The sequence below is a fragment of the Sagittula sp. P11 genome (assembly GCF_002814095.1).
In the GTDB taxonomy this organism is placed as follows: domain Bacteria; phylum Pseudomonadota; class Alphaproteobacteria; order Rhodobacterales; family Rhodobacteraceae; genus Sagittula.
This window is the reverse complement of record NZ_CP021913.1, coordinates 1779429-1805683: the sequence shown is the minus strand read 5'-3', so window position 1 is coordinate 1805683 and position 26255 is coordinate 1779429. Positions and strand designations below refer to the sequence as shown.

At 64.8% G+C, this 26255-nt stretch carries 34 protein-coding genes and 1 pseudogene; 15 read left to right on the top strand and 20 right to left on the bottom strand.

The annotated features are described in order from the left end of the window. Positions 1-5: 5 nt before the first annotated feature. From rpmE to CDO87_RS26985, 8 genes are all read right to left on the bottom strand, one after another. Positions 6-227 (bottom strand): 50S ribosomal protein L31, encoded by a 222-nt coding sequence (gene rpmE, locus CDO87_RS08840; protein WP_005863531.1) that lies wholly within the window; start codon positions 225-227, stop codon positions 6-8. A gap of 12 nt (positions 228-239) precedes the next feature. Next, entirely contained in the window at positions 240-620 is a 381-nt protein-coding gene (gene rplS, locus CDO87_RS08835; protein ID WP_005863529.1) for a 50S ribosomal protein L19, read from the bottom strand. 887 nt (positions 621-1507) lie between these two features. Then, complete coding sequence (locus CDO87_RS26700) at positions 1508-1927, bottom strand: hypothetical protein (RefSeq protein ID WP_157814950.1); 420 nt, start codon at positions 1925-1927, stop codon at positions 1508-1510. Beyond that, positions 1920-2573: a hypothetical protein gene (locus tag CDO87_RS26695; RefSeq protein ID WP_157814949.1), complete on the bottom strand. Its 654-nt coding sequence runs from the start codon at positions 2571-2573 to the stop codon at positions 1920-1922. Before CDO87_RS26695 ends, CDO87_RS26700 begins: the two co-directional genes overlap by 8 nt. 328 nt (positions 2574-2901) lie before the next feature. Further along, positions 2902-3702, bottom strand: coding sequence for a tRNA (guanosine(37)-N1)-methyltransferase TrmD (gene trmD / locus CDO87_RS08830; RefSeq protein ID WP_100928435.1), 801 nt, complete (start codon positions 3700-3702; stop codon positions 2902-2904). Between the two features lie 40 nt (positions 3703-3742). After that, complete coding sequence (locus tag CDO87_RS08825) at positions 3743-4879, bottom strand: hypothetical protein (RefSeq protein ID WP_100928434.1); 1137 nt, start codon at positions 4877-4879, stop codon at positions 3743-3745. Between the two features lie 238 nt (positions 4880-5117). After that, positions 5118-5621 carry a ribosome maturation factor RimM gene (gene rimM / locus CDO87_RS08820; protein WP_100928433.1) on the bottom strand — a complete coding sequence of 168 codons (504 nt, stop codon included), beginning with the start codon at positions 5619-5621 and terminating at the stop codon, positions 5118-5120. A gap of 11 nt (positions 5622-5632) precedes the next feature. Then, the gene (locus CDO87_RS26985) at positions 5633-5773 is read right to left on the bottom strand and encodes a hypothetical protein (protein ID WP_198521849.1); all 141 of its coding nucleotides are present in this window, start codon (positions 5771-5773) and stop codon (positions 5633-5635) included. Between the two features lie 145 nt (positions 5774-5918). Here CDO87_RS26985 and CDO87_RS08815 point away from each other — a divergent pair, with 145 nt between their 5' ends. Together CDO87_RS08815 and CDO87_RS08810 are read left to right on the top strand one after the other, a co-directional pair. Continuing rightward, positions 5919-6896: a hypothetical protein gene (locus CDO87_RS08815; protein ID WP_100928432.1), complete on the top strand. Its 978-nt coding sequence runs from the start codon at positions 5919-5921 to the stop codon at positions 6894-6896. 247 nt (positions 6897-7143) lie between these two features. Beyond that, positions 7144-8193 carry a hypothetical protein gene (locus CDO87_RS08810; protein ID WP_157814948.1) on the top strand — a complete coding sequence of 350 codons (1050 nt, stop codon included), beginning with the start codon at positions 7144-7146 and terminating at the stop codon, positions 8191-8193. 129 nt (positions 8194-8322) lie between these two features. Here CDO87_RS08810 and rpsP read toward each other — a convergent pair whose 3' ends face one another. The 8 genes and pseudogenes from rpsP to ffh all read right to left on the bottom strand — a co-directional run bounded on the left by rpsP (position 8323) and on the right by ffh (position 13380). Then, positions 8323-8688, bottom strand: coding sequence for a 30S ribosomal protein S16 (gene rpsP, locus CDO87_RS08805; protein WP_100928430.1), 366 nt, complete (start codon positions 8686-8688; stop codon positions 8323-8325). 49 nt (positions 8689-8737) lie between these two features. Next, positions 8738-9007: a chorismate mutase gene (locus CDO87_RS08800; protein WP_254698432.1), complete on the bottom strand. Its 270-nt coding sequence runs from the start codon at positions 9005-9007 to the stop codon at positions 8738-8740. Between the two features lie 28 nt (positions 9008-9035). Beyond that, complete coding sequence (locus CDO87_RS08795) at positions 9036-9638, bottom strand: GNAT family N-acetyltransferase (protein ID WP_100928428.1); 603 nt, start codon at positions 9636-9638, stop codon at positions 9036-9038. Then, positions 9638-10231 carry a GNAT family N-acetyltransferase gene (locus CDO87_RS08790; protein ID WP_100928427.1) on the bottom strand — a complete coding sequence of 198 codons (594 nt, stop codon included), beginning with the start codon at positions 10229-10231 and terminating at the stop codon, positions 9638-9640. Before CDO87_RS08790 ends, CDO87_RS08795 begins: the two co-directional genes overlap by 1 nt. Next, positions 10228-10734: a GNAT family N-acetyltransferase gene (locus CDO87_RS08785; protein WP_100928426.1), complete on the bottom strand. Its 507-nt coding sequence runs from the start codon at positions 10732-10734 to the stop codon at positions 10228-10230. The genes CDO87_RS08790 and CDO87_RS08785 overlap by 4 nt, the downstream gene beginning before the upstream one ends. Then, positions 10731-11260, bottom strand: a pseudogene (locus CDO87_RS08780) (GNAT family N-acetyltransferase). Before CDO87_RS08780 ends, CDO87_RS08785 begins: the two are co-directional and overlap by 4 nt. Beyond that, complete coding sequence (locus CDO87_RS08775) at positions 11257-11790, bottom strand: GNAT family N-acetyltransferase (RefSeq protein WP_100928425.1); 534 nt, start codon at positions 11788-11790, stop codon at positions 11257-11259. The pseudogene CDO87_RS08780 and the gene CDO87_RS08775 overlap by 4 nt, the downstream one beginning before the upstream one ends. A 78-nt stretch (positions 11791-11868) precedes the next feature. Next, the gene (gene ffh / locus CDO87_RS08770) at positions 11869-13380 is read right to left on the bottom strand and encodes a signal recognition particle protein (RefSeq protein ID WP_100928424.1); all 1512 of its coding nucleotides are present in this window, start codon (positions 13378-13380) and stop codon (positions 11869-11871) included. A 346-nt stretch (positions 13381-13726) separates the two neighbouring features. Here ffh and CDO87_RS08765 point away from each other — a divergent pair, with 346 nt between their 5' ends. From CDO87_RS08765 to CDO87_RS08755, 3 genes are all read left to right on the top strand, one after another. Next, positions 13727-14236 (top strand): hypothetical protein, encoded by a 510-nt coding sequence (locus CDO87_RS08765; protein WP_198521848.1) that lies wholly within the window; start codon positions 13727-13729, stop codon positions 14234-14236. Between the two features lie 107 nt (positions 14237-14343). Next, on the top strand, positions 14344-14790 hold the full coding sequence (locus tag CDO87_RS08760) for a hypothetical protein (protein WP_100928422.1): 447 nt from the start codon (positions 14344-14346) through the stop codon (positions 14788-14790). Between the two features lie 214 nt (positions 14791-15004). Beyond that, a complete protein-coding gene (locus CDO87_RS08755; RefSeq protein WP_157814947.1) occupies positions 15005-15874 on the top strand; it encodes an NAD(P)-binding domain-containing protein in 870 nt (289 codons plus the stop codon). A gap of 220 nt (positions 15875-16094) precedes the next feature. Here CDO87_RS08755 and CDO87_RS08750 read toward each other — a convergent pair whose 3' ends face one another. Then, positions 16095-16679 carry an FMN-dependent NADH-azoreductase gene (locus CDO87_RS08750; protein WP_100928420.1) on the bottom strand — a complete coding sequence of 195 codons (585 nt, stop codon included), beginning with the start codon at positions 16677-16679 and terminating at the stop codon, positions 16095-16097. A 117-nt stretch (positions 16680-16796) separates the two neighbouring features. Between CDO87_RS08750 and CDO87_RS08745 the strand changes: the two genes are divergently transcribed. Together CDO87_RS08745 and CDO87_RS08740 are read left to right on the top strand one after the other, a co-directional pair. Continuing rightward, on the top strand, positions 16797-17681 hold the full coding sequence (locus CDO87_RS08745; RefSeq protein ID WP_100928419.1) for a LysR family transcriptional regulator: 885 nt from the start codon (positions 16797-16799) through the stop codon (positions 17679-17681). Further along, entirely contained in the window at positions 17675-18601 is a 927-nt protein-coding gene (locus tag CDO87_RS08740; RefSeq protein ID WP_308213929.1) for a DMT family transporter, read from the top strand. Before CDO87_RS08745 ends, CDO87_RS08740 begins: the two co-directional genes overlap by 7 nt. 196 nt (positions 18602-18797) lie before the next feature. Here the strand turns inward: CDO87_RS08740 and CDO87_RS08735 are convergent, their stop codons facing one another. Beyond that, positions 18798-19163 carry a metalloregulator ArsR/SmtB family transcription factor gene (locus CDO87_RS08735; RefSeq protein ID WP_100928418.1) on the bottom strand — a complete coding sequence of 122 codons (366 nt, stop codon included), beginning with the start codon at positions 19161-19163 and terminating at the stop codon, positions 18798-18800. 30 nt (positions 19164-19193) lie between these two features. Continuing rightward, a complete protein-coding gene (locus CDO87_RS08730; protein WP_100928417.1) occupies positions 19194-19400 on the bottom strand; it encodes a DUF1127 domain-containing protein in 207 nt (68 codons plus the stop codon). 106 nt (positions 19401-19506) lie between these two features. Here CDO87_RS08730 and CDO87_RS08725 point away from each other — a divergent pair, with 106 nt between their 5' ends. The 7 genes from CDO87_RS08725 to CDO87_RS08695 all read left to right on the top strand — a co-directional run bounded on the left by CDO87_RS08725 (position 19507) and on the right by CDO87_RS08695 (position 24350). Then, positions 19507-20409, top strand: a complete 903-nt coding sequence (locus CDO87_RS08725; RefSeq protein WP_198521847.1) for a LysR substrate-binding domain-containing protein — start codon at positions 19507-19509, stop codon at positions 20407-20409. Between the two features lie 254 nt (positions 20410-20663). Further along, positions 20664-21056 (top strand): AtpZ/AtpI family protein, encoded by a 393-nt coding sequence (locus tag CDO87_RS08720; RefSeq protein WP_100928415.1) that lies wholly within the window; start codon positions 20664-20666, stop codon positions 21054-21056. Then, positions 21046-21837: a F0F1 ATP synthase subunit A gene (locus tag CDO87_RS08715; RefSeq protein ID WP_100928414.1), complete on the top strand. Its 792-nt coding sequence runs from the start codon at positions 21046-21048 to the stop codon at positions 21835-21837. Before CDO87_RS08720 ends, CDO87_RS08715 begins: the two co-directional genes overlap by 11 nt. A gap of 70 nt (positions 21838-21907) precedes the next feature. Further along, a complete protein-coding gene (locus CDO87_RS08710; RefSeq protein ID WP_005862946.1) occupies positions 21908-22129 on the top strand; it encodes a F0F1 ATP synthase subunit C in 222 nt (73 codons plus the stop codon). 87 nt (positions 22130-22216) lie between these two features. Further along, on the top strand, positions 22217-22768 hold the full coding sequence (locus CDO87_RS08705) for a F0F1 ATP synthase subunit B' (RefSeq protein WP_100928413.1): 552 nt from the start codon (positions 22217-22219) through the stop codon (positions 22766-22768). Positions 22769-22773: 5 nt separating this feature from the next. Next, positions 22774-23331: a F0F1 ATP synthase subunit B gene (locus tag CDO87_RS08700; protein WP_100928412.1), complete on the top strand. Its 558-nt coding sequence runs from the start codon at positions 22774-22776 to the stop codon at positions 23329-23331. Positions 23332-23540: 209 nt separating this feature from the next. Further along, a complete protein-coding gene (locus tag CDO87_RS08695) occupies positions 23541-24350 on the top strand; it encodes a division plane positioning ATPase MipZ (protein WP_100928411.1) in 810 nt (269 codons plus the stop codon). 72 nt (positions 24351-24422) lie between these two features. Here the strand turns inward: CDO87_RS08695 and CDO87_RS08690 are convergent, their stop codons facing one another. Further along, positions 24423-25631, bottom strand: coding sequence for a TsoY family (seleno)protein (locus CDO87_RS08690; protein WP_100928410.1), 1209 nt, complete (start codon positions 25629-25631; stop codon positions 24423-24425). Positions 25632-25780: 149 nt separating this feature from the next. Here CDO87_RS08690 and CDO87_RS08685 point away from each other — a divergent pair, with 149 nt between their 5' ends. After that, a complete protein-coding gene (locus CDO87_RS08685; RefSeq protein WP_157814946.1) occupies positions 25781-26155 on the top strand; it encodes a hypothetical protein in 375 nt (124 codons plus the stop codon). Positions 26156-26255: the final 100 nt, after the last annotated feature.

Here is a 26255-nt window from a genome sequence, read left to right as displayed (position 1 = left end):
AAATATCAGAAGCCGAGGCCTTCGTACTTCTTCTTGAACTTCGACACGCGGCCGCCCTGGTCCAGCAGGCGCGAGGAGCCGCCGGTCCATGCCGGGTGCACGGTGGGGTCGATGTCGAGGACGAGCGTGTCGCCTTCCTTGCCCCAGGTGGTGCGGGTCTGGAATTCGGTCCCGTCGGTCATCTTGACGGTGACGATGTGGTAGTCGGGGTGAAGATCCTTTTTCATCCGATCCGTTCCTTACGCCTGAGCCTTCGGGGCTTTGTAGTTGGTGACTTCCGCGATGCGGGCCGACTTGCCGCGGCGCGAGCGGAGGTAGTACATCTTAGCGCGGCGGACGCGGCCGCGGCGGACGACTTCGATGGACTCGATGTTGGTGGAGTACAGCGGGAACACACGCTCCACACCTTCACCGAAGGAGATTTTGCGAACGGTGAACGAACCGGCTATCCCCTTGCCATTCTTACGAGAAATGACAACGCCCTCGTAGTTCTGGACGCGGGTGCGGGTGCCTTCGGTAACCTTGTAGCCGACGCGGACGGTGTCGCCTGCCTTGAAGTCGGGGATCTCTTTCCCCAGCGAAGCGATCTGCTCCGCTTCGAGTTGTGCGATCAGATCCATCTGACCTTCTCCTTTTTTCACACGCGGTTTGCCCGCGGAAATGTCAGTCAGTGCCTTGATTCCAGACAGGAATTTGCACCGCCAGCTGTTGCTTTGCTTGCGTGGGGCCCCGGGTGGGGCCGCCACGATACCAAAGGCATCCGAGTCGCCCCGATGCCTGAGATGGGGCCTTCTACGCGCGGGGCCCCTGCAAATCAAGGGAATTTCCCAAGCCCCCGCAAACCCGCCGACCGCAGGGTTAACCGGGGCGCGTTAACCCTTCCTTATGGTGAGTCCCGGCCGGTTGGAGGGGTCGAACCGGCCGGTTGGCAACCTTCGTTAACGCGCCAGATGGGCGATTCGGGTGGGTTTGGTGCCGGGCGGGGCATGTTTCGGCTGTACGGCCCGGTTTCCCGGATAATCGCGCTCACGTTGCCGCGAGCCTGTGACGAAATTCCGGCGTGCGGGGGCGGACCATTGCGCCAAGGGCCAGATCGCCCGCCAATCCCGGCCAATCCTGGCGGTTCCGCTCGTCAATACAGTTTAACGAGGTTCAAAGACCGTGATACCCCGCCCCTTTCGTTAACCGTTTTCAGGCGGCGGAGGGTTCCGAGTGAACTGAGTGCCGATGGAGGGCATTATTCGACCGAATTTCCATAACGGAAGGGGCACTACTGCATTTCATGGTCAAGGTGTGGCAGACCGCATCCGACCTTAGGCGCGCACAGCACGAATGCCGGCTGTGAACCGAGAGCGACGGCGCACCTCGGGGGCGCGTGTGTGCGCAGCGCCGCATTACCGGATCGAATCCAACTTGCTAGTTAGCTCCGATGCTGAGAGCTACTACTTCTCGAAGAGAAACGTTAGGGAGTCTGTCACAGCAATTGTCAGCAATCAGAGTTAGACGCCTAATATCTAAGCGAATCCCACCCGCGAAGCCCATCAACTATTCTGGCGAGTTCTTTTGGTGCAACGAAATAAGTTACGACCTTTTCGCCCTCCGGCGGATAAACGTAATTCCACGGGTGCGATACGTAGTCTTTCAAACGGCCAACATTCCATGGTTCTGAGTGTACGTATTCACCTAATTGAAATATCTCTCGCACATAATGGGGGACAATACCATAAAATCTCTGATCTTGACCAGTGATGAGGCTGAAAGTCCACTGTGCCGCTTTGGCTTCATCGTGGCCACTAATGATTTTTTCAGGAACTGACACGCACTGAGCGTGCACTGAACCGCCAATGACATCTACAATGGCCATTTGATCGTCAGAGCATGTCAATGATCCACCCGGCGGATTCTCGATAGGATATGTCTTAGCCATAGTTTGCCCTTATTGAAATTTTCGTTTCGTTCTCGCTAACAAGTATCTCTGGTCGTTCTTCACCTGGTACATCGGTTGCAGCAACCACGCCTTTTGCAGCATCGTAGATCGTGGAAAATGAGTAACGTCCTGGCTTAGGCTTGGCTTGCAGCCTTGTGTTGGTGAAGCCCAAAAACTCCACGGGCTTACCTCTTGCCGAGAACATACGATCCAAAACAAACTTTAACGACGCGGATTCTTCAGGTAGCGCTATATTGAAACTATCTTTCTGCTCTATTCTGGGTTCTCTTAGTTCAAAGAACGAAAATACTGCGACGGATGAAATAATGCATAAATAACCGGCAATATCAGTGGCGCTTAAGCCATTGCTGGTGGGGCGTTGGTCTATACAAGTCTGGAGGGTTTCAGACATAATCACCGCAACTTGAACCCAAACGGCGGGTGCAGCGAAACATCCGATTCCAAGAGTAAAGAGGAGGACAGCAAACGCATGGTGCCGTTTTTTTGCTCTAAAAATCCAATTGAAAATTTTATCTAAATAGTTTCGCACTTCTTTCATTCTCGCCAAATCATTGCCGCGCAGTAAGCGCCTGCAAACTTTGAACACGGACGTAGGATCACCGCAAGTGTAGATGAGGTGAGGCATGTTTCCGCCGACGCCGACTTCAAGCCAAAAAAAGACGTTGAGTCGATGGCAGCTTGGTTCGCACCGCCGCCCTTATCCGGCCAGATCATGGTGCACGATGCCACCTATGGCCGGTTTGCGAAAGCGGCGTTGCATCAAGGCTTGACCTCGGTGAATGACGGCTCATGACCGATTTCGGAACCGGTCCGCGTCAGTGCCTTCGGGGCGATCATGGTGAAGCGGCATTCGACTGTGTGCTCCCAAGCGGTAGGGGCGTGAGAAGGCGGATCGGGCGCATGGGCGAAAATCCTTGTCCGGCACTGGGATCAAGGGGGCCCTTCGCGGCGCTTCAGGGGACGTCCTTGCGGGCCTTGAGGGCGTTCCAGAGGTCGGGGCGGCGGGCGCGGGTGAGGTCTTCGGACTGCTGGCGGCGCCATTTCGCGATCTCTCCGTGGTGGCCGGAGAGGAGCACGTCGGGGATCGTCCGGCCCTGCCATTCGGCGGGGCGGGTGTACTGCGGATGCTCCAGGAGGCCGTCGGAGAAGCTCTCTTCCTCCGTCGAGTCGGCGTTGCCGAGGACGCCGGGCAGCAGGCGCACGGCGGCGTCCAGCATGACCTGCGCGGCCAGTTCGCCGCCGGTGAGGACGTAGTCGCCGATCGAGACCTCGGCGATGCGGTAGTGGTCGATCACCCGCTGGTCGAGCCCCTCGAACCGTCCGCAGATCAGGGTGACGCCGGGCCGCTGCGCCATGTCGCGGGCCATCGCCTGGGTAAAGGGCTTGCCGCGCGGGCTGAGGTAGATCAGCGGCGCGCCGGGGTGCTGCTGGCTGCGGGCGTGTTCGATGGCGGCGCCCATCACGTCGGGACGCAGCACCATGCCGGCGCCGCCGCCCGCGGGCGTGTCGTCGACGTTGCGGTGCTTGCCCTCGCCGAAGGCGCGGAGCGGGACGGTCTGGAGCTGCCAGAGTTCCTGCTGCAGCGCCTTGCCGGTCAGCGACAGCCCGAGGATGCCGGGGAAGGCCTCGGGGAAGAGCGTGATGACCTGCGCGTGCCATGCGCGGGCCAGGGCGGGCGCCTCGGTCATGAGGTCGCGCGGCTTCAGGCTGGGGCGGATGGTCTTGCGGCCATGGGAACGGGGAGCGTCGGACATGGCCGGGCTTTATCCCGTTCCACCGGCGGGCGGCAAGCGCTCAGAACGGGTTTTGCACCGGAAGGAGCGCGGCGGGGGCGTCGAGGTAGTCTTCGCGTTGCGGTTCGCTGGTGAGCTGTCCGGTCGCGAGGTCCCATGCGGGGCGCGGCCGGGGCGGGCGGCCGTCGCGGCGGGTGAAGGCCCCGGCGGGCGCGGGCCAGCGGTCGCCCGTGGCCTGTTCGAGGTCGCGCAGGGTGTCGGGGAGCCTTGGGGCCGCGTCGGTCACTGTCTGCGGCGGGTCGATGCCGAGGTCGCCGGTCTTGTAGACGCCGGCGTTCCAGCGGTCGATGATGCCGCGGACTTCGGTCAGGACCTGCGTGTCGCCCCTGCGCGCGGCCGCGACCAGCCGTCCGTCGAGGACGATGCGGGCGAGGTAGGCGGCGACGGTGGCGCGGTCGCAGGCGGGCTGCCTGAGGCACCAGAAGGCGGCGGCGGCCTGATCGGGATTGTCCGGGTCGTGTTCGGTCACCACCCGGTGCCAGAGGTCGATGTCGGGCGGCCCGAGCTGTTCCAGCGCCTCGGCGAGGGAGGCGGACGGGGTGTCCTGCGCCTGGCGGGTCCAGAGCCAGTGGGTCGCCATCCAGATGCGCTGGTCGCGGTCCCATTCGGCGCGGATGCGGGCGAGGTTGTCGACCTCGTCGCGCATGGAGAGGACCGCGTCGGGACGGCGGAAGTGCTGCGCGATCTCGCCGGCCTCGCCCGGGGAGGAGGTCAGCAGGCGCGCCAGCAGGTACAGCGTCAGCAGGCGCGGCGCGGGCAGGTCGGTGAGCGCGGAGTCCGTGTGGCCGCTGTGCCAGGCGGAGAGCGAGCGGTGCAGGATCCACGAGACCGCCTCTTCGCGGGAGACGGGGCGGTCGTCGACGGGGCCGTCCTCTGCAGGCGAGAGTGCGCGGGCAAGGACCTCGCGCTGGCGGTTGGCAGAGGGCAGGTCGCGCGGCGTGCTGCGCAGCGGGCCGGGATTGCCGAGGGAGATGAAATTGCGGCGACCGGGGCGCAATGGACGCCAGCGGATCGTCGCGGCGACGGAGGCGACGCCGGTCATGGCCACCGACCCGCTCAGGAAGGCGCGCATGTCCCCATGGAGCGACGCCAGTGCGACCGTCAATACGGGCGCGGCGGCAAGTCCGGAGAAGATCATTCTGAACTTCTGGCTAATCAAAACGACGATCCATCAAATACGTCCCCATTGAGGCCAAAAATGGACGACAACTGTGGCAAGAAGTGGGTGACGCAGGGTGTAAATTAAGTTGATTGACGCTGAACGTAGCGCGATCACTCATTTTAGCAGCTTTTGTGTGCGGGACTGAAACAGAAAATGTGGCGAAAGCAAGGCGGCTGCCTTATTTCGGCCCCCTAACCGCAGCCCGGAGAATCGCTCAGTCGAGCAATCCCTCGGGCGGATCGGCGACAATTCGGCGGGCCGTCAGGTCGACGGTGGGCACGCAGGCGCGGGTAAACGGCAGCAGGACCGTGCCGCTCTTGCCCGCGGTGTGCAGCTCCAGCAGGTCGGTGGCGCCGTGGTTCAGGACGGCCTTCACCTTGCCCAGTTCCACCCCGCCGGTGTCGAAGACCGACAGGCCGATCAGGTCGGTGTGGTAGAATTCGTCGTCGGGGAGCGAGGGCAGCCGGTCGCGCGGGGCGTAGAGGCGGACACCCTTGAGCGCGTCGGCCTCTTCCTTGGTGCGGACGCCGGTGAGCCGGGCGGCAAAGCCGTTGGCGATCTCGCGCGTGATCTGAAGGTCGAAGCTGCGCCCGTCCTCGGTGGTGAGGGGGGCGTAGTCCTCGATGGCGCGGGGATCGGCGGTGAAGCTTTTCAGGCGCGCCTCGCCCTGCACACCGAAGGCACCCGCGATGGCGCCGACGCAGATCGTCTGGTCCATGTCCGTCGTCCTCATGGCAGGGCGCAAAGCCCCGCACGCATCCAGTTGCCGCCCATCGCCGCGCAGGACTCTTCCTGCTGCGCGCGCTCGTAGAAGATGCCCGCAACGAAGGCGATGAGCAACAGGATGGGGAGGCGGATCAGTCCGAACATGGCGCAGCATGTGCCACGGCGCGCGGGCGGGGGCCAGAGGGGACGGACACAGGGTGTGCGGGAAGCCGCCGGGGGCGGGGCATCCGCTGGCAGAGGCGCGGAAAACGGGCTTAGCTTGTGGCGTTTCAATGCAGGAGTGCCCGTCATGACCGTCGTTCGTCCGTTTTCGCCCGAAGATGTGGGGTCCGTCACCGGGCTGCTGTTGCAGGATGCGGCCGCGCGGCAGGCCTGTGATCCCGCGCTGTGGGCGCTGAAGCCCGATGCGGGAACGGCGGTCGCCAGCTTCATCGAGGGGGCGACGCAGGGCGGGACGCCGATCCGGCATGGCTGGACCGTGGCAGAGGAAGAGGGGCGCATCACGGGTGTCGCGCATTCCATCCTGCTGCCGGTGCCGCCGATCTATGCCGGGGAGGACGGGATGCCCGGCCTTCTGATGGAGGATTGCGCCGTGGCGCCGGACGCCCCGGAGGGCACGGCAGAGGCGCTGCTGGAAGCGGCGGAGGCCGACCTGCGGGAGGCGGGGGCAAGGGTGCTGCTGGCCTCTTCCGTGCTGCCCTGTGCCTGGACTGCGGCGCTGGAAGGGGCGGGTTACGAGCCGCTGACGCTGTATTACGGCGCGCGGATGGATGCGGCGGAGGGTGCCGTGCGGCTGGCCGGGGCAGAGGACATCCCCGGCCTCGTGGCGCAGAGCGCGGTGAACCGGGATTGCCTGTACGCGGTCGATCCGTTCTGGAAGCCGCACCCGGAGGCGGATGCGCGGTTCGAATCGTGGATGCGCAAGAGCCTGACGCTGACGGACCGCGACATGCTGGTGACGGAGGCCGGGGGCCGGGTGTCGGGCTATGCCATCGCGCATCCCGCCACCCCGCTGCACCTGCCCGCCGCGCACGATCCGAAGGGCATCGGCATGATCGACGACTATTTCCACGAGGCATTCGCGGAGATCGGCGCGGAGGGTGTCGCGGGCGAGGCGCTGCGCCTCTTGCAGGCCGCCGAGGCGGCATTGGCGGCGCGGGGCGCGCGGGCCGGGATGGTGATCTGCCCGGCGGGCTGGACATCGAAGCGCGGGATGCTGGAGGCCTCGGGCCACGAGGTTGCGCTGACCTGGTCGATCCGGCGCTGAGGTGCTTCGGGCCGCGGGGGCCGGTGTGATCCAGACATGAAAAAGCCCCCGCCGGTGGGGCGGGTATAGAGACTCGATACATTCTTCGAGATATCATATGATAGAGTATAGGATTGACAAACTCTGTAAGAGGGATGGCCCTGTTCCGGCATTAGCATTTTCGCCATGGGCGATAAGCGCCGTTAAGATGAGGAAGTAATGTCGTATTTGAGCGATTCATCGAATCGCTATCCTGTCGGGGGTAATATTGAGATTTGACAATGGATACTTGGCCTTGGCTTTGTTTTGCGTGTTGGCGCTGTTGTCAATCGGTTTTATCTCCATAACTTTTTCCTACTCTTGGGGTTTCCAAGATTCTGATTCAGAGCATGCAAAAATAAATGCGAAGACGGCATCAATAGAGGTCGGCTTGGAGCTCTGCTTGAGTAGGTCTGAAACGATAGCTGATTTTCAGAGGTGCTTGTCTAATCAGGGTGCTCTGACGCGAGAACAGGAGCGCTCGGAGCAAGATTTGAATGCGCAAAGAGAGATGGCAATCTGGGCCGAGGCTATGCTGTGGGCGACTTGGATAGTTGGCATCACATCAATTTCGGTTACGGCGGTGGGGATATTTTTTGTCTGGCAAACACTGAGGGAAACTAGGAACGCTGTTACTGAAGCGGCAAGAGGGAGCAACGCTGCAGAGAGAGCGGTAATAGCTAGTGAAAGGGCCAACGACATCATCTTGCGTGATCTTCGGGAAAAGTATCGGCCTAGAATCGAGGTGGCTTTTGAAGGGCCCTTCCTTGACCCGATGGCTGACGTCAAGCTTAAGCAGGACGAGCCAAAACGACTGGTGGTTCTAACAGGTAAACTAAAGGTTTGGAATAAAGGAGAGACCATCGCAACCATCATGCAGTATGGAATAAAGGTCGTTGATCCGGAAATCCCGAACGCCGTCGACTTGTTGGACACGGATATTCATGAAAATCTTTCAAAGAAAGGTTCATTTACTCTCGAACCGGGCGAGTTCCTTCCATTGGATGGCCATGGAATGGAACTTAGGAGCGGTTCTCTGAAGTATTATATGGATCAAGTCTTTGCATTGGCTCGGTATGAGATCACGGAGGCTACGCGGCTTGCTACATTTCGGCGGTTCGGGCCAATTCTTGTGTATGTGATATACAAGGACAGAATAGGAATTGTCAGAAAATTAAGCGTCGCTTACGAAGTGCGTGCCACCGGGGCCGCAAGCGCAAATCGCTATGGAGGAGATGAATTTAATAGAGAGGAAATTTTGTATTCTGATCCAATTTAAATATTGATACTCTATTCTTCTGAAAATATTCTGTGCGGCTGCTAGGTTCATGCCGTTATGAAAAAGCCCCCGCCGGTGGGGCGGGGGCTTCTGACAAGGTCCGGGGACCGTGCCGCAGATGCGGGCCGATTATTCCTCGGCGGTCGCTTCTTCGGCGGCGGCTGCCTTGGCGGCACGCTCTTCGGCGCGATCCTGGGCTTTCTTGCCCGGCTCGCCCTTCTTGAGGTTGGCGCGCTCTTTCTTCTCGATCACGCCTGCGGCTTCGAGGAAGCGGGACACGCGGTCGGTCGGCTGGGCGCCGTGCGACATCCAGTACTGGATGCGCTCCAGGTCCATTTTCACGCGCTCTTCCGAGTCCTTCGGCAGGAGCGGGTTGTAGGTGCCCAGCTTCTCGATGAAGCGGCCGTCGCGCGGCATGCGCGAGTCGGCGGCGACGATGCGGTAGAAGGGACGCTTCTTGGAACCGCCGCGGGCGAGACGAATCTTGACTGCCATTTTGTTTCTCCTTGATCTGAATGGCGATTGAAGGCCGTGTCTTGTGGCCTCAGTTCTGGTGTTCCTTGTGGTGACGGATCACCTCCTGAATGATGAAATTCAGGAATTTCTTGGCGAAATCCGGGTCGAGGTCGGCCTGGACTGCGAGGTCTTCGAGCCGCGCGATCTGCTTTTCCTCGCGCGCGGGGTCGGAGGGCGGAAGGTCGTGCTGCGCCTTGAGGACGCCCACGGCCTGGGTGTGCTTGAACCGCTCGGCCAGCGTGTAGACGAGGATCGCGTCGAGCCGGTCGATCGACTCGCGGTGGCCTTTCAGCAGCATCGCTGCGCGCTGTGTATCGTCCTGAACGTCAGTCAATGGCGAAGCCTTTCGGTTTGAAGAGCGGGTCCTGGTAGTGCGCGATTTCCATCGCGATGCCGTGCCCGGTCTGGCCCTTGAGCTGGTCCAGGGTCGGGTGGCGGTAGACCGCGTCGGAGCCGTCGATGGTGGCGGCCTCGCGGTCCTTCCAGCAGCCCAGCCGTTCGGCAAGGCGGATGGAATCGAGGTTCTTGGGGTCGATGTAGGAGACGGCGGTCTCCCACCCAAGGTCGTGGTAGAAGTGGCGGCGGACGCGGTCGGTCGCCTCCAGCGCAAAGCCCTTGCCGGAGCGGTCGGGCCAGATGATCCAGGCGATCTCGCGCTCGGGCCATTTCGCGGGGAACCAGCCGCCGGCCATGCCGACGGTTTCGCCGGTGTCCTTCAGGTGGATCATCCACATGCCGTAGCCGCGGATTTCCCAGTGGCCGATCTCGGCGGCGTAAAGCATCCATGCCTCGTACGCGTTGAGCGGCCCGCCCATGAAGCGCGAGCGGTAGGAGGCGAAGGTCGCCTTGAAGTCCGGGTAGTCCTGCGCTTCGGGCGCGCAGAGGCGCAGGCGCTTCGTCTCCAGCACGGGAATGGTCTGGCCGGGCATCACACGGCCTCCTTCTGATGGCGCCAGACGTGCAGGTCGGTTTCGCTGATCTGCGCCTCGACCACCGGATCGCGGCGGGCGCCGGAGCGCTTCATCAGGCGGTTCGCCCGGTCGTTGTCGGAGGCGACGAAGGAGGCGACGCTGTCCCACTTCAGGTCGTTGAAGGCATGGTCGCGGGCCGCTTCGAGCGCCTCGAGCGCAAAACCCTGACCCTCGGCGGCGGCGGTCAGGAAGATGCCCAGCTCCGGCTCCGGGTCTTCCCATTCGTAGCCCAGCAGCACGAAGCCCGCCGTCGGCTGGGTGGCGGCGTCGATGGTCCACAGGCCGTGGCCGTGCAGCATCCAGCAGGCGACGTAATTGGTGAAATCGCCCCAAGCCTCTTCGCGGGTGTAGGGCCCGTCCATGAAGATGGCGCGGTCGGAGGTCATGATCTCGGCGTAGGCGTCGAAGTCGTAGACACGCGGGCCGCGCAGTTGCAGCCTTTTGGTGTCCAGGACCGGCACGCGGCCGCCCATCCGGGCCGCGGCGCGCGCGGCCGGTCCGGGGCGGTGCTTTTCGCACGGTGCCTTCGCGTTGAGATCACGGGGTGTCATGGCACGATCTTCCTGTGCCGCCAGACCTGCGCGTTCTGCCCCAGAAGCGTGGTGTCGCGTTCGTGGGTGGCGCCCATCCGCTCGGCCACGCGGCGCGACGCGGCGTTTTCCGGGTGGATGTAGGAGATCAGGTGGTTCAGCCCGTGGGTTTCCGCGGCCCAGAGGCGCACGGCCTCGGCGGCCTCGGTGGCAAAGCCCTTGCCCTCGTGCCCTTCGAAGAGGTGCCAGCCCAGCTCCGGCTCGTCCCACATGATGTGGTTGACCAGCCCGACGCGGCCCACCGGCTGGTCGTCGTGCAGCACGGTGAAGAAGCCGTAGCCGCGCAGGCCCCAGTGACCGATGGAGCCGAGGAACCCGCGCCAGATGTCGAAGCGGTCGGCGGTCGGGCCGCCGGTGAACTTCGACCGTTCGGAGGACATGAAGGCGGCGCAATGTTCGAAATCTTCCTCGCGCGGGGTGCGGAGGACGAGGCGGTCGGTGCTGAGGGAATACGAGGCCATCATGGCAGGTCATCCTTAGGTGCGGGATGGCGCCAGAGTTCTTCCTGGCCCATGTAGACGTTGTCGTATGTGCGTTCGAGCACGGCGCCCAGGCGTTCTGCCAGGGCAGCGGAACGGGCATTGCCCGGAACGATGTTGGAGGTCAGGGCCGGAAGGCCCAGATCCTCGTAGGCCCAGCGGCGGGCGCGGAGCGCGGCCTCCACCGCGAGCCCCTTGCCTTCGTGCCCGGCAAAGAGCGCCCAGCCGATTTCCGGTTCCGGCCAGCCTTCGGGATTCCAGATGCCGCAGATGCCCGCGACCACGCCGGTGTCCTTCAGCTCCAGCGTGAAATAGCCGTAGCCGTGGATGTGCCAGTGGCCGACGTTCAGCGCGAACCAGCGCCACGCGTCGCCGCGGTTGTCATAGGCGCCGAAGCCGTCCGCGCGGGGCGGTCGGTGAGGAAGGCGATGTAGGCCTCTGCGTCGGCGGTTTCCGGGCTGCGCAGGATCAGGCGGTCGGTTTCGAGGCGGGGCGCGCGGGTCAGGCTCATGCGTAGGCCTCCGGCGCGCCGTCGGTGTCGGGCGCATGGCGGTAGACCACGGTTTCCTCGGGCGTCTCGCCCTCGGGCAGGGGGGCGTCCGGGTCGGGGGCTGCACCCAGCCGTTCGGCCAGCGCGATGGAGCGGTCGTTGCCCGGCGTGATGTAGGAGACCAGCGTCTGAAACCCGTTTTCCCAGGCCCAGTGCAGCGCGGCGGTCGTGGCCTCCGTGGCATAGCCCTTGCCCTCTGCCTCCGGCAGGAGGGTCCAGCCGATCTCTGCCTCCGGATAGTGCGGCGGGCGATTGATGCCGACCTGCCCGACGAAGGTGCCGTCGCGCGTCTCCACGCCCCAGGACCCGTGGCCGAGGATGTCCCAGCTTCCCGCTTCTGCGCCGAGGATGTACCACGCGTCGCGCCGCGAGAACGGCCCGCCCATGTAGCGCGCGTGCTCGCTCCCCAGCGCCGCGTAAAGCGGTTCGAGGTCGGCCAGGGCGTGCTGGCGCAGCGTCAGGCGCGGGGTATGCAGCGTGGGTGCGGGCATGGCGGTGTCAGGCGGTGTGCTTCTGGTCCGGATCTGGTCCGGGCGGCGCGAAGCGCGGGGGCTGTCCTTTCGGGAGGGTTACTTCTTCTTGCCGAAGCCGGAGAGGCCGGGGGGCAGGGCGCTGCCGCTGCCCGCACCGGGCAGGCCGGGCATGCCGCCGCGGGCGCTCATCTGCTTGGCCGCCGCTTCCAGTGCCTTCGGGTCCATCTGCGAGGGGTCCATGCCCGGCGGCATGCCGCCCTTGCCGAACATGCCGCGCATGGCCTGCTTCAGCATCCCGCCTTTGCCCATCTTGCCCATCTTCTTCATCATGTCGGACATCTGGCGCTGCATCTTCAGCAGCTTGTTGAGGTCCGAGACCTCCATGCCGGCGCCCGCCGCGATCCGCTTCTTGCGCGAGGCCTGAAGGATCTGGGGATTGGCGCGCTCCATCTTGGTCATGGAGTTGATCAGGGCGATCTGGCGCTTGATCATCTTGTCGTCCATGTCGGCGCTGTCGACCTGCTTGGCCATCTTGCCCATGCCCGGCATCATTTCCATCATGCCGGCGACGCCGCCCATCTTGATCATCTGCTCGAGCTGCATCCGCAGGTCGTTCATGTTGAACTGACCCTTCTGGAAGCGCTTCATCATGCGCTCGGCCTGCTCGGCCTCCAGCGTCTGCTGCGCCTTCTCGACCAGGGCCACGATGTCGCCCATGCCGAGGATGCGGCCCGCGATGCGCTCGGGCTCGAAGGTTTCGAGGGCGTCCATCTTTTCGCCGAGGCCGACGAACTTGATCGGCTTGCCAGTGATCGCGCGCATCGAGAGCGCCGCACCGCCGCGGCCGTCGCCGTCCATCCGGGTGAGGACGACGCCGGTGATGCCGACGCGGTTGTCGAAGTTTTCAGCCGTGTGCACGGCGTCCTGGCCGGTCAGGCCGTCGACCACCAGGAGCGTCTCGCGCGGGTTGGCGACGTCGCGGACCGCTTCCACCTGGCGCATCAACTCTTCGTCGATGGACAGGCGGCCTGCGGTGTCGAGCAGGTAGACATCGTAGCCGCCGAGGCCAGCCTGCGTCTTGGCACGCTTTGCGATGGCGACCGGGTCCTCGCCCTTGACGATGGGCAGGGTGTCGACTCCGATCTGCGTGCCGAGGATGGCGAGCTGTTCCATCGCGGCGGGGCGGTTCACGTCGAGCGAGGCCATCAGGACCTTCTTGCCGTCGCGCTCCTTCAGGCGTTTCGCCAGCTTGGCGGTGGTCGTCGTCTTGCCGCCGCCCTGCAGGCCGACCATCAGGATCGGCGCGGGCGGGTTGTCGATCTTCAGCTTGCCGGGTTCGCCTTCGCCCGCCAGCGTGGCGATCAGCTCGTCGTGGACGATCTTGACGACCTGCTGGCCGGGGGTCACCGACTTGGTGACGGAGGCGCCGGTGGCCTTCTTCTCTACCGCCTTGACGAACTGGCGCGCCACGGGCAGCGACACGTCCGCCTCAAGCAGGGCGACGCGCACCTCGCGCAGGGCGGTTTTCACGTCGTCCTCGGAGAGCGCGCCCTGCTTGGTCAGCCGGTCGAAGACGCCGCCGAGGCGTTCGGAGAGATTTTCGAACATGGGCCCTTGGCCTTTCTCTATGTCTCTGGTGGTCGCCTGAGAGGTAGGGGGCGGCGACCGGCTTCGCAAATCCTGTGGCGCCGGGGCGCCGGTGAGTTCCATGGCGCCGGGGGCGCCGTCTTCCGTGGCGCCAGGGGCGCCTGTGCCATGGGGCAATGCGGAAATGCCCCCGTGGGCGCAACGCGCTGACGGAGGTCGATCCCGGGCCATGCCCATGGGACCGGAAGACTCTGCGGACTTCCGGAAGTGGCTGGTCCATGCCGCATCACGCGCCCGGAGTCAATGATCTATGTTCTGGAAAGGCAGGCGATCTGTGGTAACATTCCCCATCCGGAGGGGGATGACCATGGTCGGTTACCGGGTTTTCGACAAGCTCAAGCTGGTGCGCTTTGCGTGGGACGGCCGGGTCGACCCGGAGGAACTGGCCCATGTGTCGATCGAATACGCGCTGGGGCCGGACTTCGATCCGGAGTACCGCATGTCCATGGACCTGAGCGGCGGCTGGCTGACCTCCGTGAAGGAGGTGCAGCTGCTGATCGACCTCTGCCGTCCCTATTACCGCGCCCACAGCGCGCCGACCCGCAGCGCGCTTCTTGCGCCCGACGACCGGTCGTTCCGCATCGCCACGGCCTATGCGACGCTGGCCGCCCCCGGAGCGGGCTACCCGATCACCATCTTCCGCGACGCGGCCGGGGCGCTGGGACACCTCGGGATCGACCCGGCGAACTGGCGCGCGCAGGAGGTCTTCGACCCGGCTGAGAGGGCGCAGAGGCCCGCGCAAGAGGGGAGGGGCAACGGGCGCCGCCTGCGGAAAAATCCCGCACGTGTGCAACCCGCACCGGCCTTTCATCGTTGAACCCACAACAAATCGTTCAGGAAAGCGTGCGCGGCCGCTGATCCGAAAACCCGCCGCGCAGATGGCCCGAGGGGGCCCGGGCGCCGCGAGGAGGCGCGATTGACGCCATGCCAGTCGACTACACCGTTCACCCGGATCTCAACATCGTGCTCGTGCTGTTCCACGGGCTGGTGCGGTCCGAGGAAAACATCGAGGCCTTCCTCGACTACCAGCAGCACCCGGACTTCGACGGTCTGCAGAACGTGCTGATGGACCTGGCCCATTGCCGCTTTCCCGACAACTTCTTCGTCGAGATGCGTGCCCTGGCCGAAAGGCTGCGGCCCTACTACCAGACCCGCGATCCCCGGTCCCGGACGTCGATCTACGCGCCGGGCGACGTGGCCTACGGCGTGTCGCGCCTCTACCGGTCGCGCGTCAATCCCGACGCGCCCTATCCCATCGGTGTGTTCCGCACGGCGGAGGCGGCGCTGGACTTTGCCGACCTCGACCCCCGGTCGCCCGAGGTCCGCGGCCTCCTGCGCCCGGCCTCCGTGCAGGGCCGGGTTGCGCCTTGAGGCGCATGGGTTCCCTTCATCCCGGCGGACTTGCTGCCGAATGGCGTGCATTTCCGGCTCTTGGTGTCGCACTCTCTGAATGTTGCCAAGGTGCCGTACCAGGCACTTCCGGCCCGGATGCCAAGCCTTTCTGACCCAAACCGGACCTTGGTCAACTTGCTGTTTTGACATAGTGTCTACGCACTCGTCACGCATTTGGTCGGGAGAGTGGGAAGTGAGCGAAGTCACAATCTTCGGGCTTGGGCTGATGGGATTGGCGCTTGCCAGAGCTTACCAGAGAGCCGGAGTTTCCATAACCGTCTGGAACCGCACGATCAGGAAAGCAGAGGCGCTGGAGCCCGAGAATGTCGTCGTCGCTCAAACGATTTCAGACGCGATTGTTGCAAGCCCGGTCTTAATCATCTGTGTAGACGATCCTAAATCAGTTCTTACTCTCTTTGGACACAGCCAAGTCGGGCGGCTGCTCGATGGTCGAACGATAATTCAACTCAGCACCAGCCTGCCAAAACAGGTAAGGGAAGACCAGAAATGGCTGGCTGAAAGAAACGCCGACTTTCTCTACGGTGCCATTCACTGTGGCCCCCAGTATCTGGGAACGAAGGACGGAAACATCCTGATTTCCGGACCCTCTGACAGCTACAGGCAGGTTGAAAACCTTCTGGGCCATCAGGGCGGGAAGATAGCGCATCTCGGCGACGACATTGCAGCCGTATCCGTGCTTGACCTGGCATGGCTGTCGATCCGCTTCGGCGAGTTCTTGGGAATGCTGCACGCTTCGAACATATGCCAGGCAGAGGGAATAGACCTGCAGAAGTTCATTTCGATGTTTCCTGACAATGAACGCATTCAGCATCATGTCGGAACGATACGAGACGGCACTTACGATCAAAGAACGGCCACGTTGTCCGTTTGGCAGGCATCGCTGGAATTATTGAAGCGGCAAGCCATGGACGTAGGCATTGATGCCGGGTTTCCGAACCACATTGGCACACTTTTCGACAAGGCAATCAAAGCCGGCTACGGCGAAGAGCACGTGATGGCTTTGTTCAAAGTCCTGAAAGGCGATGGAGGAGCGGCATATTGACAGTCCGGGCCCGATCCTGCCGTTCGCTGAATCTTGCACGAATGATCGCGTGGCCCCGGCCTTGGCCTTCCGACGAAGCGCCGCTCTCCGGGGCCGCGATGTGAAACAGGAGCCACTGATGCCTGGCATCTGACGCGTACCCCGGAACGGGTCCGGGGAGGGCACTGCCCTCCCCGGTGGGTCCCGCCGGACGGCAGGACGCGGCAAGTCCGGTCGGCGGTCAGGCCGCCAGTTCGGCGAGGTCGGCTTCGGCGCGCGCCTTAGAGGCTTCAGCGTCGAGGTTCTGCAGGTCCGAGCGAACCACCTGGATGTCGGTGATCCCCATGAAGTTCAGCATGTGGCGCACCCAGGGGGTGGCAAAGTCGATGGGGCTGCCGACCTCGGTCCCGCCGGTGGCGACCACGAGGATCACGCGCTTGCCCTCGAGCAGGCCTTGGGGGCCCTTCTCGGTGTAGCGGAAGGTGATGCCGGCGCGGGCGACCATGTCGAACCAGGCCTTCAGGCTGGCGGGCACGTTGAAGTTGTAGATCGGCATGGCGATCAGCAGGGTGTCGGCCTCCTGCACCTCGGCGATGAGCCGGTCGGACAGGGCCAGCCGGTCGTGCTGCTCGGGGCTGCGGGCGTCGGTCTGGGTCGACATGGCGTGCAGCCAGCCCGCGTCGAGCTGCGGGATGACCTCCTGGCTCAGGTCGCGGGTGACGGTCTTCGCCGGTTGCAGGCGCTCCGCCACGCGGTCGGCCAGCGTCCGGGTGGTGGAATTCTCGTGGCGGGCAGAGGCGTCGATGCGCAGCAAGGTATGTGTCATTCGGTTTTCCTGTTCGATATCCGGTTTGTGAACTCTGCCGTTCATTTTGGTTCTTGCATCCGTGAACGCAATCGGAGGAAATGGACAGAATATGTTTGCAGATGCACATGGTGAGACATGGACAATTGGGATGAGATCAGAACCGCCTTCCAGGTGGCGCGCCTGGGCACCGTCAGCGGTGCGGCCGAGGTTCTGGGCGTGCACCACGCCACGGTGATCCGCCATATCGACGCGCTCGAGGGGCGGCTGGGCGTCAAGCTGTTCCAGCGCCACGCCCGCGGCTACACCGCCACGGAGGCCGGCACCGACCTGCTGCGGGTGGCACAGACCACCGCCGACCAGTTCCAGCAGCTCGAAGGACGCATCCGCGGCCGCGGCTCCGACGTGTCGGGCGAGTTGCTGGTGACCTCGCTTGTGGCCTTTGCGCCGCTGATGGTTCCGGCGCTGACCTCCTTCCGCGAGGCGCACCCGGAGGTGGTGGTCCGCTTCCTGACCGGCGACCGGCTGTTCCGGCTGGAATACGGCGAGGCGCATGTGGCGCTGCGCGCGGGCAACGCGCCGCAGGAGCCCGACAACGTGGTGCAGGCCTTTGCGCGCCAGTCCATCGGGCTTTACGGCCACAAGGACTACATCGCCCGGCGCGGCCGCCCCTCCGGCGCAGCCGACCTCGTGAACCACGATTTCGTCGGCCACGACGATCCGGAGAACCGCGCGCCCTTCTACCGCTGGCTGCAGGCGCAGGTGCCCTACACCGAACGCGTGGTCTTCCGGTCGGAGGACAGCCGCGTGGTGCAGCAGGCGCTGCTGGCGGGCGCCGGGCTGGGCTTCCTGCCGACGCGCGAGGCAAAGAACAACCCCGACCTCGAACTGGTGATGGGCCCGCAGGAAGACTGGGCCTCGCCGCTGTGGCTGGTGACCCATGTCGACCTGCACCGCACCGCGAAAGTGCAGGCCTTCCTTGCCCACCTGAAGGCCTTTGTCGGGGCTGAAACGGAGTGCTGAACGGGACGGGCGCGGCGGAGGGGCGGCTGGGCGAGGCCGGCAAGGGCCACCTCGCCATGCTGGGATTCGCGATGATCGTCGCCCTGAGCTTTCCGTTCGGGGCGATGGTCGGCCCGCACATCGACCCGGCGGTGCTGACCGCGGTGCGCTTCGCCGTGGCGGCGGCGGTCATGTGGGCGCTGGCGCTGGGCGCGGGGCAGGCGGAGGCCCGCGTCTTCCGCGCCCCCTGGCGCTACTTCGCGCTGGCGGGGCTTTTCGCGCTCTACTTCGTGACGATGTTCGAAGGGCTGAAGACGGCGGAGCCGGTCAGCATGGCGGCGGTCTTCACCCTCAACCCGGCGCTGACCGCGGTCTTCGGCTGGCTGGTGGTGCGGCAGGCGACCACCGCGCGCATGGCGCTGGCCATCGCCGTCGGCGGCGCGGGTGCGCTCTGGGTGATCTTCCGGGGCGACCCCTCGGCGCTGGCCCGGTTCGAGATCGGCCGCGGCGAGCAGGTCTACTTCTGGGGCTGCATCGGCCACGCGCTCTACTCGCCGCTGCTGCGCCGGCTGAACCGCGGCGAACCGGCGCTGGCCTTCACCGCGGCGATCCTCACGGCGGGTGCGGTGATCCTCGGCCTCTGGGCGGCGCCGGACATCCTGGCGACCGACTGGGCCGCGCTGCCGGCTGTGGTCTGGTGGGTGATCCTCTACACCGCGCTGATGGCGACCGGCGTGACCTTCCTGATCATGCGCTTCGCCACCCTGCGCCTGCCCTCGGCCAAGGTCATGGCCTACACCTACCTCGTGCCGTCCTGCGTGATCCTCTGGCAACTGGCGCTCGGACAGGGCGCGCCCGCGGCAGCGGTGCTGCCCGGCGTGGCGCTCACCGTGATCTCGCTGCTCCTCCTGCTGAAGGACGAGGACGCCCACCGCAGCTGATGCGCTTCCCCTTCATCTTGGCGCAAATACCTCGGGGAGTTTGAGGGGCTGGCCCCTCAACCCGTCGCCTCCGCCCGCGTCCAAAGCCTCGGCAGACGCGCCCCGGCCCGCGTTGCGGTCCCGCCGCAACCGGGGCAGGATCGGGCACGACCGGGGCGGGTCTGCGCCTGTCTTCGGGATGCCCGTCGGGCGCTGTTCAGGCCGCGTCGGGGTTCTGCGGGCCGTCGGGGATGTCGCCGCGGGGCGCGAGTTCCATTTCCAGGAAACGCTCGAAGGCGTCGAGGTTGACCGGCTCGAACAGGCCGAAGCCCTGCATCCAGACCGTCGCCTCGCGCAGGGCGTCGGGTTCCAGCTTGCACCACTTCAGGCGGCCGCGCTTTTCCTGGCTTATGAGCCCGGCGTTGGTCAGCACGGTGAGGTGCTTGGAGATCGCGGCCAGCGACATCTCGAAAGGTTCGGCCACATCGGTCACGGCCATGTCGTCCTCCAGCAGCATCGCGAGGATGCGGCGGCGGGTCGGATCGGCGAGGGCCGCGAAGGTGGCGTCGAGACGGGCGGTCATGTTTCCCGCGATACATGCTTTCCCGGGATTTCAAAAGCGCGGCGGTGTCGCCTCCCGCTGCCGGTAAAGATAGATCTGCTGACGCGACAGGCCGATGTCGCGCAGGTGATGGTCGCTGAGGCCGGTCGGCAGCCCGTTGACGGGATCCACCTGAGTTGAAGAAGAGGCAAGGACGCGGGTGAGCGCGCGGCAGGCGGCCCAGACCCGCGCCAGCGGAGCTGTGCGGTTCTTGTGCATGTCTGAGTGTCCGAATGACGTGGGTTTCCCTCAATATCCCGCTCATGGCGGGTCCGATCAACGCGAGTTGCTTGACAGAGCCTGTGCGGAAAACGCACATGACGCCATGCCCCGCAGCCTGCCTCCGCTGAATGCCCTGCGCGCCTTCGAGGCGGCCGGGCGGCATGGCAGCTTCAGCGCCGCCGCGGCGGAACTTGGGGTCAGCCACTCCTCCATCAGCCGCCACGTGCGCGGGCTGGAGCTGCGGCTGGGTGTCAACCTGTTCCGTGACGCGGCGCGCGGGGTGGAGCTGTCGCCGGAGGGGCGGGCCTACCTCCGGCAGGTCTCCCCGGCCTTCGACGTGCTGGCAGAGGCGACCGAGACGCTCACCGGGCGGGCACCGGGCGTCGTCACCGTTTCCTGCGAACCGACCATCGCGGCGCACTGGCTTCTGCCGCGGCTGGGGCGGTTCCATGCGGCCTTTCCGGGTGTCGAGCCGCGGATCACCGCCTCTTATGCGCTGGCGAACCTGACCGGCTTCGAGGCGGATGTCGCCATCCGCTCCGTGGTGCGCACCGTGCCGGATGTGCCCGCGTCGCTGGTCAGCAACGCGCCGATGTATCCCTTTGCCCGGCCCGAGGTCTGCGCCGGGATCGCCGATGCGTCGGACCTGCTGCGGCTGCCGCGATTGCAGGACCGGCGCGGCGATCCGTGGCGCGACTGGTTCATCGCCGCCGGTGTCGATCCGGGCGGGCTGGAACCGCCGGAGTGGCGCCTGCTGGCCGATCTGGCGCTGCCCGCCGCCGTCGCGGGGCAGGGGGTGATGCTGGTCAGTGCCGAGGTGGCGGAGGTCCACGTGGCGCGGGGCGATCTGCAAAGGGCCTGGGACGTGCCGCTCTGGGGCGGGTCCTACATGATCCTGACCGAGCCGCAGGCGGCGCGGCGGCGCGCGGTGCGGCAGTTCCGCGACTGGGTGATCGCGGAGGGCGCGCCCTGGCGGTTCGACGAGGGGCCGGGGATCGACACCTGATCGCACGGCCCAGGGCCCGGAGGAGCGGGGCGCAGGCCCGGTTCCGTGCATTGTCAACTGATGGGTTGAATATGGGTTTTGGCCGTCTTGGGGCGCTAACGGAGGTGCGGCATCCTGTGCCGTCCCGACCGGTCCTTGGAAATTATTAATGATTTCAGATACCTGCGGGCCGAATTCCGGGGCTTAACCGGACATTGACTCAGGCCGTCCCTGCACCTAATCCCTAGCGCGACACTGATGGAACCGACCCGAGCATGAGCGCGCCCGATCCAAAGCGGCAGCTGAACGACCTGGATGCGAAGCTGGCGGCCTTCAAGGCCGGGCGGAAGCTCGAGAAGAAACATCAGGAAGAACACTACAGCCAGGCCAACATCGCCTGGCGGATGGTGACGGAAATGGTGGCGGGACTCGGGATCGGGTTCGGCCTTGGCTACGGGTTCGACATGGTGCTGGGCACCGCGCCTTTCCTGATGGTCATCTTCGCCCTCCTGGGCATCGTCGCGGGCATCAAGGTGATGCTGAGGACGGCGGCCGAGGTGCAGGCGACACAGATGGCGGTCACGCCGGGACACAACGGGGCGGACGCGCCCGAAGCAGACAAGGGCGCCCGGTCGGGTGCGAACGAGGGGAACAGAGATGGCAGCTGAAACGCAAGGTGCAGAACAGGCAGCCGAGGCAGCCCACGGCGCAGCCGAGGGCAGCAGCCTCGTCTTCCACCCGATGGACCAGTTCATCGTGAAGCCGCTGTTCGGCCATGGCGATGTCGGCATGTTCACCATCACCAACGTGACGCTCTGGCTGTTCCTGTCGATCGTCGCCATCGTGCTGCTGATGGTCGTGGGCACCTCGCGCCGGGCCATCGTGCCGTCGCGCTCCCAGTCGGTCGCCGAACTGGCCTACGGCTTCGTCTACAAGATGGTCGAGGACGTGACCGGCAAGGACGGCCTGAAGTACTTCCCCTACATCATGACGCTGTTCCTGTTCATCGTCTTCGCCAACTTCCTCGGGCTGATCCCGATGTCGTTCACCACCACGTCGCACTTTGCCGTGACGGTGGTTCTGGCGCTGGCCGTGTTCCTGACCGTGACGATCCTTGGCTTCATCAAGAACGGCGTGGGCTTCCTGTCGCTGTTCTGGGTTTCGGCCGCGCCGCTGGCGCTGCGCCCGGTGCTGGCGCTGATCGAGCTGATCTCGTACTTCGTGCGCCCGGTCAGCCACTCCATCCGTCTTGCAGGCAACCTGATGGCGGGCCACGCCGTGATCAAGGTCTTCGCGGGCTTTGCGGCCATTGCCGCCGTCTCGCCGATCTCGGTCCTGGCGATCACCGCGATGTACGGTCTGGAAATCCTCGTGGCCTTCATCCAGGCCTACGTCTTCACGATCCTGACGTGCGTGTACCTCAAGGACGCGCTGCATCCGCATCACTGACGGCTGGGCGCCCCGGCGCCCGCCCCCGACACACCCGAACATACAACTTCCAATCGTAAGGAGATAGGACATGGAAGGTCTTCAGTTCATCGGCGCAGGTCTCGCAGCTATCGGTTCCGGCGCAGCCGCAATCGGTGTGGGCAACGTGGCAGGCAACTTCCTGGCAGGCGCCCTGCGCAACCCGTCGGCAGCTGCTTCGCAGACCGCCACCCTCTTCATCGGCATCGCATTCGCGGAAGCGCTGGGCATCTTCGCCTTCCTCGTTTCGCTGCTGCTGATGTTCGCCGTCTGATCCACGGAACTTAACGATCCTTACGCGCGGGCGGTTCGCCGTTTGACGGACCGCCCGATGTAGAGACAAGTTCCGACGGAGAACGACATGGCGACAGAACCCATCACGGAAGAGCTTGCGGGCGCCTGCGTCGACGCAAACGGCAGCGCGATCGGCATGCCGCAGCTGTGCGGCGAGTGGATCGGCAACCAGGTCTTCTGGCTCATCATCACGCTGGTGGTGATCTATTTCATCCTGGCGCGTGTCGCCCTGCCGCGGATCGCGTCCGTCCTGGCCGAACGCCAGGGCACCATTACCAACGACATCGCCGCTGCCGAGGACCTCAAGTCCAAGGCCGAGGAGGCCGAGAAGGCCTACGAGAAGGCGCTGGCGGATGCCCGGGCCGAGGCCCAGACCATCGCGCAGAAGACGCGCGACGAGATCAAGGAAGAGCTCGACGTTTCCATTGCGAAGGCCGACGCGGAGATCGCCGCGAAAGCCGCAGAGTCGGAGAAGGCGATTGCCGAGATCCGCGCCAGCGCAATGCAGCACGTCGAGGTCGTCGCAAAGGACACCGCGCAGGCCATCGTGGCGGCGTTGGGCATGTCCGCTGACGAAAGCCGCATCGCGGCCGCCGTCGACAATCAGCTGAAGGGGTAAGGGACATGAAAAAGATCGTTCTTCCCCTCGCCCTGCTGGCCGCGGCCCCGGCGCATGCCGCAACGGGTCCGTTCTTCTCGCTGCACAACACGAACTTCATCGTGCTGCTGGCGTTCCTGCTGTTCCTCGTGGTGCTCGTGTACTTCAACGTGCCGAACATGCTGGGCAAGTTGCTGGACAAGCGGGCAGAGGACATCCAGTCCGAGCTGGACGAGGCACGGCGCATCCGCGAGGAAGCGCAGACCCTTCTGGCCAGCTACGAGCGCAAGCAGCGCGACGTGCAGGACCAGGCCGACCGGATCGTGGCCCATGCCCGCCAGGAGGCCGAGCTGGCCGCCGAGGAGGCGAAAGCCAAGATCGCCGAGTCGATCAAGCGCCGCCTGGCCGCCGCCGAATCGCAGATCGCGTCGGCAGAGGCTGCTGCGGTGAAGGAAGTGCGCGACACGGCGGCCACCGTGGCCATCGCAGCCGCGCGCGAAGTGGTGGCAGAGCAGACGGATGCGGCGAAAGCCAAGCAGATGATCGACTCCTCCATCACGGAAGTCGGTGCCAAGCTGCACTGAGCCTTCGCAAGGTTTAAGGCAAGGACCCGGCCATGGCGCCGGGTCTTTCCGTTCGTGGGGCGGCGTTGCGCCCGCCCTGCCTTGTGGCCCGCGCGCCGCGGCCTGCTTTCGCCGTGCACGGGTTCATCTTTCCTTGACGGTCTCTACAAGATACTGTTGGGGATACCAAACCACAGGCAAACATGTGGTAAGATTTTGGGGGTTCGGGCGTGGCACACATCATCGTGGTCGGGAACGAAAAAGGCGGTGCGGGGAAATCCACCGTCTCGATGCATCTGGCGACGGCGCTCGCGCGCCTCGGCCATCGGGTAGAGACGCTTGACCTCGACCTGCGGCAGCGCAGTCTGGGCCGCTACCTCGACAACCGGACGGCCTTTCTGCAGAAGTCGGACCTGACGCTGCCCTCTCCGGGGCACACGCAACTGCCCGACGCGGACAAGGACGGGCTGACGGTCAACGAGGCGGCGAACGAGGAGAAGCTGAGCGAGGCGGTGGCCGGGCTGGATGCGGCCTGCGATTTCATCGTCATCGACTGCCCCGGTTCGCACACCCGGCTGGCGCAGGTGGCGCATTCGCTGGCGGATACGCTGGTGACCCCGCTGAACGACAGTTTCATCGACTTCGACCTGCTGGCCCGGATCGACGCGGACGGCGACAAGATCCTCGGCCCTTCGGTCTATTCCGAGATGGTCTGGTCGGCGCGGCAGGTGCGCGCGCAGGCCGGTCTGCCGCCGATCGACTGGGTGGTGCTGCGCAACCGGCTGGGCGCGCAGCAGATGGTCAACAAGATGAAGATCGAGCGCGCGCTGGAGCGGCTGTCGAAGCGGATCGGTTTCCGCGTTGCGCCGGGCTTTTCCGAACGCGTGGTGTTCCGCGAACTGTTTCCGCGCGGGCTGACGCTGCTGGATCTGAAGGACGTGGGCGTCAAGCAGCTCAACATCTCGAACGTGGCGGCGCGGCAGGAGCTGCGGGAACTGATCAAGGCGCTGAAGCTGCCCGGGGTCGACGTCACGTTCTGAGGGCTGGCGGTTCCGGTACGGACGGCAAAGCCGGGGCGCATGGCCCCGGCTTCATCGTTTCCGGCAGGTGGGTCACTCGGCCGGGACGGCAGCGATCTGCGTCCGGGCGAAGTGCTGGCGGTTCAGGCGCAGGACCAGCGCGATGGCGACCACCTGGAAGGCGATGGCGATGGCGGTCAGGCTCCAGTACCCGGTGCCGAACTTGTCGATCACCTGCGCCGCGACAAGCCCCTTGTTGATGAAGAAGTGCATCATCACCGAGAAGGCCACGAACGGGCAGACCAGCGCGTAGGACCCGGGCGAGGTCTTTGGCCCCGTCACGAAGTCGGAGAAGTAGCCCTGCGCCTTCAGGACGACCGCGCCGAGGCCGAGGAAGGCCACCTGGATGGCGAGCAGCCGGGCAAGGAAGACCATGGTTTCACCGGCGGTGGTGTGGCCCTCGAAGGTGGTGTGCAGCCCGTGGTCCTGGCGGACGAACATGATGCCCAGCACCGTGACGATGGGCACGACGATCATCAGCGTCGGGCCCGCCTCGCGCGCCGTGCCGTGCTGCAGCATGGAGGCGAAGGCGGTCGTGGCGGCGAGCACCGTGTAGAGGATCGCGATGGTGCCGAGCAGGGTGGAGATCACCAGCGCGGTGCCGACGGTCAGGGCGTTCGTGCTCATCGCGGCGGGGGCAGAGAAGCCCACGGCGATCATGGCAAGCGCGAAGGCCGGGGTGAGCTGCGCAAAGGAGTTGTGCGCGGTCACGTCGAAGACGCCGCCCTTCGACAGCACCCGGCCGAGGAAGTCACCGATCAGCCGGAAGGCCATGACGGCGATCAGGCCGAAGGCGACCATAGCGAGCGGGAAGAGGTATTCCACCACGCCCCAGAGGCCGGGCACGAAGACGAGGCCGAGGATGAAGCCGACGTTCACCGTCATCGCCAGCGCGAGCGGCATGGCAAGCAGCGTGGTCTCGGCGTTCGAGGCCTTGAGGCTGGCGTAGCCCTCCGTCCGCTTGAAGGCGCTGTCGGCGGAGAGGTTCCAGATCAGCGAGCGGATGTTGAGGAACGCGAAGAACGCGATCCCGGCCAGCGCCACGGCGATCCCGGTCTGCATCCACGGGCTGCCGGTGGACCATGCGGCCATGATGTCTTCGAAGATCGGGACGGGCTGGCCCTTGTGGGGCACCCAGAACATCAGGAACATGAAGAAGGTGACAGCGATCCCGCCCGCGCCAAGCGACGCGAGGAAGTAGACGGGCGAGTAGCTGTCGGCGGGACGATGAGTCTGTGCCATGTCGGCCTCCGTGACTAAACAAATTCCGATATTGGAATGTAATATACATTCTGAACTTGGAATGTAAAGCATGAAAGCGCGGATTGTCCGGACGGGTTAACCTAACGGTAAGGAAGGTGAGCGATACTGTATCCATGCGGACGTTACCCGTGGTTTCTCTCATCCTCGGCCTCGCTGCGTGTGACGCGGCGGGGCCGGGGTTCTCCGGGGCGGAGAAGGCGATCCGGGAACAGGACGGCGCGCATTTCACGCTCCGGCGGCGCGGCGATCTGGTGGAGGCGATTCGCACCAATCCCGAGGTTCTTCCCCGATTCCAGGCCGTGGCGCCCAAGGCGGGCATCGCCGCGCAGCTTTGGACGGGCTGCCGGGCCGAGTGGGTGATGGGCGATCCGGCGATGATGGTCGTGGGCATGGCCTGCCCCGGGCGTACCCCGCCGAAGCTGCCGAAACGCCGCCACACCATGTATTGCGAGCTGTTCACGGGCATCGGAAACAGCTTTGAAATGGAGTGCCACAAGACCTGACGTAACGTGCTATATCTTGTGGAAAGTTGATCGCAGCCCCGCCATATCGGGCGCCTCCAGATTGACTCTCGGGGGTGGGGACAGGCAGACTGCACGTCTC